Origin of the sequence: Pantoea sp. M_10, from assembly GCF_008631515.1 — a bacterium.
Lineage (GTDB): Bacteria > Pseudomonadota > Gammaproteobacteria > Enterobacterales > Enterobacteriaceae > Pantoea > Pantoea anthophila.
The window spans coordinates 347,759-362,469 of sequence record NZ_VWUL01000001.1; the positions used below are offsets into that span (position 1 = coordinate 347,759).

General features: G+C 61.5%; 10 protein-coding genes. 6 read left to right on the top strand and 4 right to left on the bottom strand.

The window, feature by feature from the left end; translation table 11 throughout:
- Positions 1-28: 28 nt before the first annotated feature.
- On the bottom strand, positions 29-586 hold the full coding sequence (locus tag F3I47_RS01700; RefSeq protein WP_150029608.1) for a helix-turn-helix domain-containing protein: 558 nt from the start codon (positions 584-586) through the stop codon (positions 29-31).
- Positions 587-722: 136 nt separating this feature from the next.
- Between F3I47_RS01700 and F3I47_RS01705 the strand changes: the two genes are divergently transcribed.
- The 4 genes from F3I47_RS01705 to F3I47_RS01720 all read left to right on the top strand — a co-directional run bounded on the left by F3I47_RS01705 (position 723) and on the right by F3I47_RS01720 (position 8,817).
- Positions 723-1,898: a benzoate/H(+) symporter BenE family transporter gene (locus F3I47_RS01705; protein ID WP_009090288.1), complete on the top strand. Its 1,176-nt coding sequence runs from the start codon at positions 723-725 to the stop codon at positions 1,896-1,898.
- 171 nt (positions 1,899-2,069) lie between these two features.
- Positions 2,070-3,491: an SrfA family protein gene (locus tag F3I47_RS01710; RefSeq protein WP_150029609.1), complete on the top strand. Its 1,422-nt coding sequence runs from the start codon at positions 2,070-2,072 to the stop codon at positions 3,489-3,491.
- 2 nt (positions 3,492-3,493) lie between these two features.
- A complete protein-coding gene (locus F3I47_RS01715) occupies positions 3,494-6,457 on the top strand; it encodes a virulence factor SrfB (protein ID WP_150041126.1) in 2,964 nt (987 codons plus the stop codon).
- On the top strand, positions 6,454-8,817 hold the full coding sequence (locus tag F3I47_RS01720; RefSeq protein WP_150029611.1) for a virulence factor SrfC family protein: 2,364 nt from the start codon (positions 6,454-6,456) through the stop codon (positions 8,815-8,817). The genes F3I47_RS01715 and F3I47_RS01720 overlap by 4 nt, the downstream gene beginning before the upstream one ends.
- A 91-nt stretch (positions 8,818-8,908) precedes the next feature.
- Here F3I47_RS01720 and F3I47_RS01725 read toward each other — a convergent pair whose 3' ends face one another.
- From F3I47_RS01725 to F3I47_RS01735, 3 genes are all read right to left on the bottom strand, one after another.
- A complete protein-coding gene (locus tag F3I47_RS01725) occupies positions 8,909-9,172 on the bottom strand; it encodes a barstar family protein (protein ID WP_009090295.1) in 264 nt (87 codons plus the stop codon).
- A complete protein-coding gene (locus tag F3I47_RS01730; RefSeq protein WP_150029612.1) occupies positions 9,172-9,606 on the bottom strand; it encodes a ribonuclease domain-containing protein in 435 nt (144 codons plus the stop codon). The genes F3I47_RS01725 and F3I47_RS01730 overlap by 1 nt, the downstream gene beginning before the upstream one ends.
- 86 nt (positions 9,607-9,692) lie before the next feature.
- On the bottom strand, positions 9,693-10,034 hold the full coding sequence (locus F3I47_RS01735; protein WP_009090299.1) for a helix-turn-helix domain-containing protein: 342 nt from the start codon (positions 10,032-10,034) through the stop codon (positions 9,693-9,695).
- 302 nt (positions 10,035-10,336) lie between these two features.
- Here F3I47_RS01735 and F3I47_RS01740 point away from each other — a divergent pair, with 302 nt between their 5' ends.
- Complete coding sequence (locus F3I47_RS01740; protein WP_150029613.1) at positions 10,337-11,491, top strand: efflux RND transporter periplasmic adaptor subunit; 1,155 nt, start codon at positions 10,337-10,339, stop codon at positions 11,489-11,491.
- Positions 11,492-11,503: 12 nt separating this feature from the next.
- Positions 11,504-14,656 carry a multidrug efflux RND transporter permease subunit OqxB gene (gene oqxB / locus F3I47_RS01745; protein ID WP_150029614.1) on the top strand — a complete coding sequence of 1,051 codons (3,153 nt, stop codon included), beginning with the start codon at positions 11,504-11,506 and terminating at the stop codon, positions 14,654-14,656.
- Positions 14,657-14,711 lie beyond the last annotated feature (55 nt).

Here is a 14,711-nt window from a genome sequence, read left to right on the forward strand (position 1 = left end):
AAGGTAAACTGTGTAGTTTGCTCAGGTATCAATTTGTAACGTCCGGCCGCTGCAGATAGTGGATCAGACTGTGAAAACGCAGTGGCGTCGCCAGCGGATTACGGTAGCTGTGTGCCACATCCGCCCTGAACTGAAACGCCTCTCCCGCCACCAGTCGTCGCCAGATATCACCGACGCCCAGCAGCAACTCGCCTTCAATCACCACCACCTGCTCGACACAGCCCGCGTCATGAGGGGACGACTGGCTCTGCGCGCCCGCTGCCAGCTCAACCGCCAGCAGGTCAAAACGCAGCTGCGGATCGTAAGGCAGCAGCGGATGAACCGTCATCTCGGCGTTGGCCTGGCTGAACCCGGCGACCGCGCCAGAGGGAAGCACCCGTCCGTCGATAAAAAAGGAAAAGGGAACGCTGAAACCGGTGGCGATCTTCCACAGCGTGGCCACGGTCGGACTCGATTCGCCGCGCTCAATCTGCCCCAGCATCGCTTTACTGACGCCGGTTCGCTCCGCCGTGAGCGTCAGGCTCCAGCCGTTGGCCTGGCGCAACTGTCTGAGCGCGGCGCTCAGGTGTTGCTGAAAATCTGCCATTTTTTCTCCTGCATTTTTCGTCAATGAGCTGACGTTATGCTGCCAGTGTAGCACTTGTGCGTTATAGCGTATCATGCAATCATGTGCGCTATAACGCACAATTCAGATTCACCTTCGCTGAGGGTGAGAGAGAGCGATGATGAAAAGAGTGGGACATCCCCGTTTTACCCTGCCGATGGTGGTTTCCGGCTTTGTCGCCGTGCTGGTGGGCTACAGCAGCAGCGGCGCCATTATTTATCAGATGTTTCAGGCGGCGGGCGCCACACCGGCGCAGATCGGCGGCTGGCTCTCCGTACTGGGCATCGCGATGGGGATCGCCTCGCTGGGATTGTCGCTGCGCTACCGCATGCCGGTGCTGGCCGCCTGGTCAACACCCGGCGCGGCGCTGCTGGCCACCAGCTTTCATGGCATTTCGCTGAACGAGGCAGTGGGCGTCTTTGTGTTCTCCAATCTTCTCATCGTCCTGTGCGGGGTCACCGGACTGTTTGCCCGACTGATGAATCACATTCCCGCCTCGCTGGCGGCGGCGATGCTGGCCGGGATTCTGCTGCGCTTCGGACTGCAGACCTTTGCCGATTTGCAGACCAACTTTGTGCTCTGCGGCAGCATGTGTCTCGCCTGGCTGCTGGCCCGCCGCTGGCTGGCCCGCTATGCCATTCTGGTCACCCTGCTGATCGGTATCGCCGTCGCGCTGGCGCAGCACGCCATTCACTTTCCGCCGCAGCCCTTAAGCGTAATGCTGCCCGAACCGGTGATGCCGCACTTTACCCTGACCACCCTGCTGGGGATCGGTGTGCCCTATTTCCTGGTCACGATGGCGTCGCAGAACGCTCCTGGTATCGCGACCTTACAGGCGCACGGTTATCGTGCGCCTGTGTCTGCCCTGATGAGCTGGACTGGCCTGACGGCGCTGCTGTTATCACCGTTTGGCGGTTTTTCCGTCTGTGTGGCGGCCATTACCGCGGCGATCTGCATGAGTGATGAGGTCGACCCCGATCCGCAGCAACGCTGGCGCGCGGCGGTGCTGGCGGGAATTTTCTATCTGCTGGCGGGTGCGTCCGGGGCGTTGATCGCCGTGCTGTTCAGCGCCCTGCCAGGAGTACTGATTGAAGCGCTGGCGGGACTGGCTCTGCTTGCCACGCTGGGCGGCAGCCTGCAGCGCGCGCTCGAACAGCCTGCTGAACGCGACAGCGCGCTGATCACTTTTCTGATCACCGCTTCCGGCGTCTCGCTTCTGGGTATTGGTCCGGCCTTCTGGGGCCTGGTGGGCGGCATTATCGCCCATCTGCTGCTGGTGCGCAGACGCGCCTGAATCTGCTGATCTCACTGAACTGGCGGTTGTTTTTCCGCCAGCCAGTGAAAAAAACGCTGGATTTAGCCCCTTTTCTGCCGTTTGATTTGTCATTGCCCCGCGTAAAATCAACGTAATCGTCGATAACACGCGATTTTCTGCCTCAGACAACGACCGATAAGGGCCCAACAGGTGGCAAAAACTTTTCTGCGCAGCGGTAATTTAGATGCAGTTCTGGCATTAGGTGAAAATGGCCAGCCGGTCTACGCCTCAGCACTGCAAATTCGTGAAACCCTGCGCCTGCGCCGTCAAAGCGCGCTGGCAGATTGCCTGGCCATTCCCCAGGCCAACGACCGGGGCGACCGCCTCGACTGGTATGCCCCTTTCAGCGGCCGGGTGAAATCCTGGCTGGGTGCCAGCGATCATGAGCGTCGCGCGGCGCTGCAGCACCTTACCGCCTGCCAGCAGGATATGCAGGATCTCAGTACGCGCGCGCGCGCGGCAGAGAACCCGTCGATGCGCCTGTTTGGCGCGCTGCTGAGCAAAACTCTGCAATTTCCCGACCAGCAGTATGTTTATCTGGTCGATGGTAAACCGGTGATCACGTTCTGGGGCTTTGTCGATGCCCAGGCGCGCAGCCGCGATGACGCACTGGCCTGCCTGCGTGACACCCTGGAAGAGAATCTGCCGGTGGCGCTGGTTGAACCGCCACCGGCTGTGTTGCCTGCCGCGCCTGTCGTGGCAGAGCCGGAGACCCTCGCGCCGCCACCGGTTCCGGAACCTGAGATTCTGCCTGAACCGGAACCCCAGCCTGCTGCGCCCGTCGACACTCAGCCCGTTGCGCCTCTCCCGGCGCGTCGGCGTTTCCGCGTCTGGTATCTGCTCCCACCGGTCGCGATTGCCGCCGCCGTCATGGTGGCCGTGCTGCTGCATCGTCAACCCTCTGAGTCCACCCCGGTGGCAACGGCGAAGCCAGCGGCGACCCCGGCGACGGTGCCGGCTCCCGCCACGCCGGCAGTCACGGCGAGCCAGCCTCCGGTAGCTGCTGCACCGACCGAGGCCTCCAGCGCGCCCGCGGTGACGACGCCAGCCACCCTCACCCCGCCAGCGGTGACGGCCACGGCTGAAGCGCGCCCCGACACACAGCCGCAGACAGCGGCCAGCACCACAGAGACGCCGCCTGCCGCCGCGTCTGCTACCCTTGCCAGTGAGGCGACCCCGACGGTACCGGCGAAGCCAGACGATCTGATTGTGACGCCGGATGCGGTGCGTGACGGGCAGGTGCAGGTGATCGATGGCCGCTGGCGGGTCACCATCAACCAGATGCCGACGCCAACCGGTAAGCCACCCGTGATGCGTTTCCAGTTTAAGAATGGTAAAGGCAGCGTGCAGGTCACTCAGGGTAATACCAGCTGTAAAGCCGATGTCAGCGCCGCCATGACCAGCGCCGGTAATCTGGTGATTGAGAGCCGTTACACCGCGAAGTGTCAGAACAATTCGCGCTACCGTATGCCGCTGCTTGTCTGCCACGCCAGCATTGGCGCAGCGCAGTGCGAAGCGCAGTTTGCTGAAGACCGGGTCTTCCCGATGACGATTAAGCGTGAGAGTAAATAACGATGCTGGCTCCCCTGATCGATGACAAACAAAAAATTTCGCTGATTGAAAACAGCGGCGTGCAGTTTCTGGATTTTGGCCTGCAACTCTCAGATACCCCGGCGCGCCGTCAGTTTGTGCGCCAGACGGCCAACGGCCCGCTGCTGCGCCTGAACGTCGATGGCAACAGCGGAAAGTTCCTGCTCTATCCGGAAGATGGCGGCGCTGCCGAAGTGGTGCGCCCGGAATCCGATATCGCGCTGGCGGACTCCCTGACGCTGCTGTCAGCCTGCTGGCTGCCGCTGCCCATGCTGCGCTGTGCCAGCGGACGTCGTTTTATCGGTGGCCCTGAAAACTGGGCGCGGATGCGTCTGGTTGCCCTGCCCGCACCGGACGCGGCGGGCAATACCCATCGCGTTACCCTTGCCTTTGATACCCGCTGCGTGGCGGAAGAGGATGGCGGCGAGCAGCTGGGCCTTACCCCGGCGGATGCGCAGAATGGGGTCACCTTTGCCCTCGCCTGGCACAACTACGAGCTGGGCGACTTTCTCGATCTGACCTGGGTCGATGGCTGGCTGCGCGAATCCTTTACCGACCGCGTCAGCGACCGCCGCGAGCAGGCGATCAAACAGGCGCTGCGTGAATTTGAGTATCAGGCGCACTACCTGAATCTGCTGGAACTGCTGGGCCAGCAGCTCGACCTCAGCGAGATCCACATTCAGGCCGCCACACTGCAGACCCCGGCAGTCAACGTCGATATCATCCTTGATGTGGGCAACTCCCACACCTGCGGCATCCTGGTGGAAGATCACCCGGAAGAGAGCAACGGCCTGAAGCAGACCTATGAATTGCAGCTGCGCGACCTTTCTCAGCCGCATCAGGTCTACAACGAGCTGTTTGACAGCCGTCTGGAATTTGCCGAAACCCGCTTTGGTAAAGCGAACTTTTCGCTGGAGAGCGGGCGCGAACAGGCCTTTATGTGGCCGTCGCTGACGCGTGTCGGTCGTGAGGCGAGCCGTCTGGCCCTGCAGCGTGCGGGACTGGAAGGCAGCACCGGCCTCTCCAGCCCGCGCCGTTATCTGTGGGATGAGGCACGCTATCAGCCGGGCTGGCGCTTTAATACGCCGGGCGAGCAGGCGGAACCGCTGGCTTATGGTGCCCCCTTTACCACGCTGCTGAACGATGAAGGCCAGCCGCTGTCGACGCTGGCGCCGGACGATCGTCTGCCGGTCTTTTCACCTCACTACAGCCGCAGTTCGCTGATGACCTTTATGCTCTGTGAGCTGCTGGCTCAGGCGCTGATGCAGATGAATAGCGCGGCTCAGCGTCAGCGTATGCCGCAGAGTCACGCGCCGCGTCAGCTGCGCCATGTGATCCTGACGCTGCCGTCCGCGATGCCCAAGCCGGAGCGTGAAATCTTCCGTCGCCGGATGCAGGAGGCGCTGGCGCTGGTCTGGAAAGCCGAAGGCTGGCTCGCGGATGAGGATGACCTGGCGCCGGCCGTCTCGCGTCAGAACCCGAAACCGCTGCCGGATGTGCAGATGGAGTGGGATGAAGCCACCTGTGGACAGATGGTCTGGCTGTTCAATGAGACGCAGGTCAACTTTGCCGGTCGCGCTGAAGACTTTTTCAGCAGCATGGCGCGTCCGGATCGGCCGCGCGATGAGGGCGAACTGCCAGGTAAAAGCCTGCGCATCGCCTCGATTGACATCGGCGGCGGCACCACCGACCTGGCGATTACCCAGTATCGTCTGGATGATGGTCAGGGCAACAACGTTAAAATCACGCCGCGCCTGCTGTTTCGCGAAGGCTTTAAGGTGGCGGGCGATGACATCCTGCTGGATGTGATTCAGCTGTGGATCTTACCGGCGCTGCAGCAGCACCTGCAGAAAGCGGGCCTGACGCTGGCGGAACCGCTGATGAACAAGCTGTTTGGTCACGACAGCCGCATGGACGGTCAGGCCACGCTGCGTCAGCAGGTTACGCTGCAGCTGTTTATTCCGCTGGCGCAGGCGGTGCTGGAACGCTATGAGAACTGGGATCCGCTGGAGAGTCACGCAGAAATCAACGCCCTGTTCGGCGAACTGGTTGAGCAGACGCCTGGCGAGGCGGTGCTCGCCTTTGTCAACGGCGAGATCCAGCGCGAGCTGGGCGGCAACAGCCGCTTTGATCTGCTGCAGGTGCCGCTGGTCGTGAGCCTCGCGCAGCTGCACGGCGAGTTTATGCAGCACCGGATGGCCATCATCCCGGCGCTGCGCTCCATGTGTGAGGTGGTCTCGCTCTACCAGTGCGATGTGCTGCTGCTGACCGGGCGTCCGTCACGCTTCCCTGGCATTCAGGCGCTGGTGCGCCATCTGCAGCCGCTGCCGGGCAGCCGCATTCTGTCACTGGAAGGCTATCACACCAGCGACTGGTATCCGTTTAACAAGCATGGCCGCATCGACAACCCGAAATCGACCGCCGCCGTCGGCGCGATGCTCTGCCTGCTGGCGCTGGATCTGCGCCTCAGCAGCTTCTGGTTCCGCGCGGGCGATTTTGAACCTTACTCGACCATCCGCTATCTGGGTATGCTGGATGAAAACCAGGCCCTGACGGATGAGAATCTCTGCTACAGCGACATTGACCTCGACGATCCCGGCTTTGCGCTGGACCGGAAACGCAGTTTCCGTATCCGGGGTAACGTCTGTCTGGGCTTCCGCCAGCTCGATAACGACCGCTGGCCCGCCTCACCGCTTTACAGCCTGACGCTGAACGACCCGACGCTGGCGCGTAAAGTCGCGGGCGAAAGCGTGCTGCGCATCCGCCTGGCGGTCAAAGCCGGCCCCGGTGCGTCCGGCCCGGAAAACCTGGTGCTGAGCGATGCGCAGCTGGATGATGGCACCCGAGTGCCGCTGGAGCAGTTGAGTCTGAAGCTGAATACCCTATCGGCGACCGGCAACGCCAATGCGCAATACTGGATTGACAGCGGGAGCGTGTGTAAACGATGAAAGCCCTGAAACCCCGCCAGCCTCAGACGCTGGCAAAACGTCTGGGCCTGTTACAGGACGCCCTGAACAACAGTCTGGAATGGATTGAGAACAGCCGTGAGCAGTCGCCGCGTCTGGCGCTGGAGGCGGAAACGCTGACACTGCAACTGCGTCAGGCACGCGTGCAGACCCAGGCGCTGGCACAGCAGGTCGCCCGTCCGGTGACGCTGGCCCTGTTTGGTCAGTCGCAGGCCGGCAAAGCCTGGCTGCTTAATGAGATGGTGGCCGATGCACAGGGCCAGCTGGTGACCCGCATGGGCGACAAACAGCTCTACTGGTTCCAGCATGTCAATCCCGGCAACCTGGATTTTGCCACCGCCACCCGCTTCAGCCATCAGCGCGAGCCGCTCTCGACTGAGTGGCCGGTTGAACTGACCCTGCTGAATGACGCGGAAGTTATCCGTCTGATGCTCGCCTGTTCCGCTGCGGGCACACCCGACGTGGCGCAGATCGACAGCGGGCTGCAGCGTCTGCAGCGCCATCGCCTCGCCTCGCCGCTGGCCGGTCTGGACACTGATGCGCTGGTCACGCTCTGGTCATGGTGCCGTCGCCGTCCGCACTACGATGCGCGCCTGGATCGCCACTTCTGGCCACAGGCGGTCGAGCTGGCTCCCTGGCTGAGCGTCGACGATCGGGTACAGCTTTTCTCCCTGCTCTGGCCCGCTGAACCGGCGCTCAGCGAGATGCTGCGCACGCTGCTGCATCTGCGCCATCAGCTGCGTAACAGCAGCCGGGTGCTCGCCCCCTTGAGCCTGCTGGTCGATAATGCCCTGCTGCCTGCCGGACAGCTGATTGTGCCAGCTAGCGAACAGGATCAGCAGCAGCCGGTGGAAGTCTGCCCGCTGAACGGCAACCGCATCGGCAAGGCCCAGCGCGTCCCGCTGGGCCTGCTGGCCCTGCTGACGCTGGAAGTGCTGGTGCCGCTGAGCTCCACCCCGCGCACCGCGCTCTATGATGATGCTGATATGCTGGATCTGCCTGCGCCCGGTCACGCCAGTGATGTGGCGACCCAGGAAGATCGTCAGCGCCTGCAGCAGCAGGACCCGCTGCGCGCACAGCTGCTGGAAAAGAAACGCGCCCTGCTGCCGGGCTTTTATGCCGCGCGACAGGCGATCGATCTGCTGCTGGTCTGCACGGCGGCCAGCCAGCGTCAGGATGCAGATCGGGTCAGCGAAACGCTACGCGAATGGCAGCGCCAGCAGCCTGCTCAGGAAGCCGCAGAGAAACCGCGCCTCATCTGGGCCATCACCCCCTTCGACGCCCGTCATCAGCAGATTAATGTGGATGAGGCGGTGCAGCGGCAGATGGGACAGCCCGGTCAGCACTGGGGCTCCATGCTGGCCCTGGATCGCGCGGGCGTCGATCGCATGGCGAGCTGGCTGCAGGATGAGATGCAGCCTGACGCCCGCCGCGACATGCTGCTGGCCCAGCTCGCGCAGATTCAGCACACCGTCGTAGAGCGGCGTTTACTGCCGTGGACCGAGGCGGGTGCCAGCCCGGAACAGGCGGCACGCAAGCAGAACATCGCCGACACGCTGCTGAAATGTTTACAGCATCGCACCGGCCTGCATGGCGAGCTGCTGGAGCGTCTGCAGCCGCCGCGTGAAGCCCTGCGTCAGCTGTGGCTCAATCAGGCGACCCTGCCGGGCAGCAAACCGGCCCATCAGGCGCCGGAGAATCAGTTCGGCATCGGGTTTGAATTTGACCTGTTCAGTGACGCCCCCGCTGACGTACCGGCTCAGCCGCGTCAGAGCCTGCACAGCAGCCAGCAGTTTCCGCGCCAGGTGCTGCTGCTGTGGCTGGATCACCTGCGTCAGCTGCCGGAAAACCGCAGCCTGCTGGCGTTACTTAACGTGGATAAGGCGACGATGGAGTGGCTGGTAGAAGAGCTGATCACCGCCGGGTTCCGCACCGATATTGCGCAAAAACTGCAGCAGGCGCTGCACGAACCTGACACGCAAAGCGTGACGCACGAATCCCGCGCCGACCGGCAGGTGACGCGGGCGATGACGGTGCTGGGCGATTTTGTGGCCTGGCTCGGCTTTTTACAGCGCCCGGAATCAGAACGTCCCGCCAGCCGCGTCAACCGCGGTCAGGTGATTTTCTCGCGCCCGCCCGCTCCCAGCGTCAGCTTCGGTGCCGGTCAGCGCCTGACCCGACTCTCAGCGGCACCGGCGAATCACACCGCCTATTACATCTACGACTGGCTGGTGGGACTGAATCAGGTGATCGTTGAGAACAACGGCTTTACCGGCGGTGGCGATCTGCCGCTGGCGGCCCGCGAGGCGCTGATTGCCCTGCTTAAGCCGCTGCGCACGTAATCGATAATCGGGTGCAGTTCGCCTCTGTGCGACTGCACCCTGCTTCCCGGCCGACCTGAGTCTGAGACGGCAATAAAAAACCGTTGCCGGCTTACTCCACGATCAGGTGCAGTTCGCCTTCCAGCGACTGCGCCGCCTCTTCCAGCAGCGCCAGCACCGGCGCTAAATCAGCCTGATGCGCCGCGTAATGCTGCAACCGCAGTGTGGCAGGCAGCGCCATGCCGCCCGTCAGCCAGTCCCACAACGCATCCAGGTTATGACCAAAGGTCGGCGGACAGCCGCTCTGCCCGGCAAACTCGCGATAAAAAGCCGCGCGCGTGGTGAGTTCGCGCAGATCAAAGTTCAGTTCAAGCATCAGGGCACCTGTCTGAAGCTGCGGTAGTGATCGGTGGAGAGAAACACCAGCCCGTCAGAGGAGTAGACCAGACGATCGGCGTCGCGATGTCCGCAGCGGTAATTCACATCCGCTTCATACCACTGGCGACCCGCACGCGGGGGCAGCCGCTTTTCGCGGTTAGCAAAACGGTCACCGCCGATGGCCCTGCCAGGAAGAACCTCACACAGGTTACCTTTGGCCGGATTCCAGCCGCGTTGCCGCGCTTCGTTTTTGGTCAGGTAGTAGTCCGGTAACTGCTGATGCTGCAGCACCCAGCGCGCCACGGTGTGGGCATCGGTCAGGGTGGCGATATCGGCCTGAGCCGGCACAGAAACGGTGTTGAGATAAGGTTTAAGGCCGTAAAAGCAGGCCGCGAGGACAAAGAAAAGTCCAATCCAGAGTTTTTTTGACATGATGGCATCCGTGACGACAGGATGCAGATGATACCAGTTTTGCGCCCGGAGGAAAGCGCGGGCCAGACAGGCTGGCCCTGGCGAAGTTATGCAGCGTGCGAATCACCGCTGTGACGACGCCATGCACCCGGTGCCACACCATACTGGCGTTTAAAGCTGCGGTTGAAAGACTGCTGAGAGTCAAAGCCCAAAGAAATCGCGACGTTCAAAATCGGTTCATCGGTGCTGGTCAGGCGATCGGCAGACTTTTTCAGCTTCTTCACCCGGATGTACTCACCCAGTGGATAGCCGGTGTGCTCTTTGAACATGCGCTGCAGGTGCCACTTGGAGTAGCCCGCGCGCTCTGAAACGGTATCCAGATCCAGACGTGCTTCGATGTTGTTATCAATCCAGTCGATTAAATCGTGAATAAAGGCGTCACTCATCATTCCAGTCTCTCCTGTCGCTGTAGCGAAAAGTATTAGTATCAGTTGCAGTTACACTTAAGGGTGGCTGACTATGCCATTTAATGCAAGTTTTATTGGTACATTAAATGCCGCACTTTTTTCAGGGTTTTTTCCCGGATTGCTCAGGCTTTCATCGCCCCGCACTAAACCGCACATAAAGTGTATCTGTTATTCTTGCAGTTGCCCGCGACGCAAGCCTACACTCCCTGCGATTAATTGCAATCTTAAAAGTTGCAAATATTGGCCTGCAGGTCGTCTTTTCTATTTATCGCGGAATAACAACAATGATTACGAACCGGGTTCGTCAGGGGTTGACCCTGTCAGGGATGGTCATATTTATCAGCCTGCTTAGCGGCTGTGATAAGGGTGTGGCGCAGAACGCCCCGCCGCCACCGCCTGAAGTGAGCGCCGCGCCGGTGCTCATCAAGCCGGTGAGCCAGTGGGACAACTTTAATGGTCGCGTTGAAGCGGTGCAGAGCGTACAGCTGCGTCCGCGCGTCTCTGGCTACATCGAGTCAGTGAACTATCGCGAAGGGGATGAGGTTAAAAAAGGTCAGGTGCTCTTCACCATCGACGACCGCAGTTACCGTGCGGCGCTGGAACAGGCCCGGGCGGAGCTGGCCCGGGCGCGCAGCCAGGCGAGTCTGGCGCGCAGCGAATCGGGTCGCAGCGAGAAGCTGATTGGCACCCAGGCGATTTCGCGTGAGGTGTGGGAACAGCGTCGCGCTGCCGCCAGTCAGGCGCAGGCGGATGTACTGGCCGCCGAAGCCGCTGTCGATATGGCGCAGCTGAACCTGGACTTTACCCGCGTCACCGCGCCGATTGACGGTCGCGCCAGCCGCGCCATGATCACCCCCGGCAATCTGGTGACCGCCGGTGACAGCGCCAGTGTATTGACCACGCTGGTATCGCAGCAGCAGATGTATGTCTATTTCGACGTCGATGAAAACACCTTCCTTCACTATCAGGCGATGGCGCGTCAGGGCCAGCAGCGTCATGCGCTGCCGGTTGAGATTGCGCTGGTCGGCGATCAGGGTTTTCCGCATCAGGGCAAGGTCGATTTCCTGGATAACCAGCTGACCGCCAGCACCGGCACCATTCGTATGCGCGCCCTGCTCGACAATCAGGCGCGTCAGTTTACGCCCGGTCTGTTTGCCCGCGTGCGTCTGCCAGGCAGCGCGCAGTTCGAGGCCATGCTGATCGATGATAAGGCGGTGCTGACCGACCAGGATCGCAAATATGTCTACGTGGTGGATGGGGAAGGCAAAGCTCAGCGGCGCGATATTCAGCCCGGCGCGATGGTGGAAGGTCTGCGCATCGTCAAAGCGGGTCTGCAATCGGGCGACCGGGTGATCGTCGCCGGACTGCAGAAAGTGTTTATGCCCGGCATGCCGGTCACTGCTCAGCAGGTCGCCATGCGTGCGGCAGCCGCTCACTAATTCGAGGCCGCTATGGACTTTTCCCGCTTTTTTATCGACCGGCCTATTTTTGCGGCGGTGCTGTCAATCCTGATCTTCGTGACCGGGGTGATTGCTATCCCGCTGCTGCCGATCAGCGAATATCCCGACGTGGTGCCACCCAGCGTGCAGGTGCGCGCCGAGTATCCCGGCGCTAACCCGAAAGTAATTGCAGATTCCGTGGCGACGCCGCTGGAAGAGGCGATCAACGGCGTCGAAAATATGATGTACATGAAATCTGTGGCCGGTTCTGACGGCGTGCTGGTGACGACCGTCACCTTCCGTCCCGGCACCGATCCCGATCAGGCGCAGGTTCAGGTGCAGAACCGCGTCGCGCAGGCTGAAGCGCGTCTGCCGGAAGATGTGCGGCGTCTGGGTGTCACCACCCAGAAGATGTCGCCGACCCTGACGCTGGTCGTCCACATGTTCTCACCCAACAATACCTACGATTCACTCTACCTGCGTAACTACGCCACCCTGAAGGTGAAAGATGAGCTGGCGCGTCTGCCGGGCGTCGGTCAGATCCAGATTTTTGGCGCGGGCGAATATGCGATGCGCGTCTGGCTGGACCCGAACAAGGTGGCGGCGCGGGGCTTAACCGCCTCAGACGTAGTGACCGCGATGCAGGAGCAGAACGTGCAGGTTTCTGCCGGTCAGCTCGGCGCCGAGCCGCTGAAAAAGCAGAGCGATTTTCTGCTGTCGATCAACACGCAGGGACGGCTGGAGAGCGAACAGCAGTTTGGCGACATTATCCTGAAAACCTCAGAAGATGGTTCGCTGGTGCGCCTGCGTGATGTGGCGCGTATTGAGATGGGGTCCGGCAGTTACGCCCTGCGCTCACAGCTGAACAACAAAGATGCGGTCGGCATCGGTATTTTCCAGGCTCCGGGTGCCAACGCCATCGATCTCTCCAATGCGGTGCGCGCCAAAATGGATGAGCTGGCAACCCGTTTCCCCAATGATGTGAAATGGGCGGCTCCTTACGATCCGACGGTGTTTGTTCGTGACTCGATCAAAGCGGTAGTGCAGACCCTGCTGGAAGCGGTGATCCTGGTGGTGCTGGTCGTCATTCTGTTCCTGCAGACCTGGCGCGCCTCCATCATTCCCCTGCTGGCGGTGCCGGTGTCGGTGGTCGGAACATTCAGCGTGCTCTATCTGCTCGGCTTCTCGCTCAATACCCTGAGCCTGTTCGGGCTGGTGCTGGCGATCGGGATCGTGGTGGATGACGCCATTGTGGTGGTGGAGAACGTTGAGCGTAACATCGAGATGGGCCTGTCGCCGCGCGCGGCAGCCCATCAGGCGATGCGTGAGGTCTCCGGCCCGATTATCGCCATTGCGCTGGTGCTCTGTGCCGTATTTGTGCCGATGGCGTTCCTCTCCGGCGTGACCGGACAGTTCTATAAGCAGTTCGCTACCACTATCGCGATCTCCACGGTCATCTCCGCCATTAACTCCCTGACGCTCTCTCCGGCGCTGGCGGCGATGCTGCTGAAAGATCACCACGCGCCGAAAGACCGGCTGACGCGGATGATTGATGCGCTGTTTGGCTGGCTGTTCCGGCCCTTCAACCGCTTCTTTCAGCGCAGCGCACATGGCTATGAGTCGCTGGTTGGCCGGACGCTGCGTCGGCGTGGCGCGGTGTTCGCGGTTTACCTGCTGCTGCTGGCCGGTGCCGGATTTATGTTCCACACCGTGCCGGGCGGCTTTATTCCGACTCAGGATAAGCTCTACCTGATTGGTGGCGTGAAGATGCCGGAAGGCTCCTCGCTGGCGCGCACCGATGAAGTGATCCGTAAGATGAGCGAAATCGGGATGCAGACCGAAGGCGTCGCCTATGCGGTGGCGTTCCCCGGCCTGAATGCCCTGCAGTTCACCAATACGCCGAACAGCGGCACGGTGTTCTTCGGCCTGAAACCGTTCAGCGAGCGTAAGCACACCGCGGCGGAGATTAACGCGGAGATCAATGCGAAGATTGCCCAAATCCAGCAGGGCTTTGGCTTCTCGATTATGCCACCGCCGATTCTGGGGCTGGGTCAGGGCTCAGGCTATTCGCTCTATGTGCAGGACCGCGCGGGTCTGGGTTACGGTGCGTTGCAGACGGCGATTAATACGCTGTCGGGCAGCATCATGCAGACGCCGGGGATGCACTTCCCTATCTCCTCCTATCAGGCCAATGTGCCTCAGCTGGATGTGCAGGTGGATCGGGATAAAGCCAAAGCGCAGGGGGTGTCACTGACGGCGCTGTTCAGCACGCTGCAGACCTATCTCGGCTCCTCTTACGTGAATGACTTTAACCGCTTTGGCCGCACCTGGCGGGTGATGGCGCAGGCCGACGGCGAATTCCGCGACAGCGTCGAGGATATCGCCAACCTGCGCACCCGCAATGACCGCGGAGAGATGGTGCCGATTGGGAGCATGGTCAACATCACCACCACCTACGGCCCCGATCCGGTGATCCGCTACAACGGCTACCCGGCGGCCGATCTGATTGGCGATGCCGATCCGCGCGTGCTCTCTTCAGCGCAGGCGATGCGTCAGCTGGAAACGATGTCCGGTCAGCTGTTACCGAACGGCATGAACATCGAGTGGACCGACCTGAGTTATCAGCAGTCAACGCAGGGCAATACCGCACTGATTGTCTTCCCGATGGCGGTGCTGCTGGCCTTCCTGGTGCTGGCCGCGCTGTATGAGAGCTGGACGCTGCCGCTGGCGGTGATTCTGATTGTGCCGATGACCCTGCTCTCTGCCCTGTTTGGCGTCTGGCTGACCGGTGGAGATAACAACGTGTTTGTTCAGGTCGGACTGGTGGTGCTGATGGGGCTGGCCTGTAAGAACGCGATACTGATCGTCGAGTTTGCGCGCGAGCTGGAGATTCAGGGCAAAGGCATTGTAGAGGCGGCGCTGGAAGCCTGTCGTCTGCGTCTGCGTCCGATTGTGATGACCTCCATCGCCTTTATCGCCGGTACGGTGCCGCTGATTCTGGGTGAAGGCGCGGGCGCAGAGGTGCGCGGCGTGACCGGTATTACCGTCTTCTCCGGGATGCTCGGCGTGACGCTGTTCGGCCTGTTCCTGACCCCGGTGTTCTACGTCGCCCTGCGTAAGCTGGTGACGCGCCGGTCAGGTGATGCCGAAACCGTGACGGCGTAAACCCTCAACGTAAAAAGGGGCGATCGGATGATCGCCCCTTTTTTGTCCGTCATTC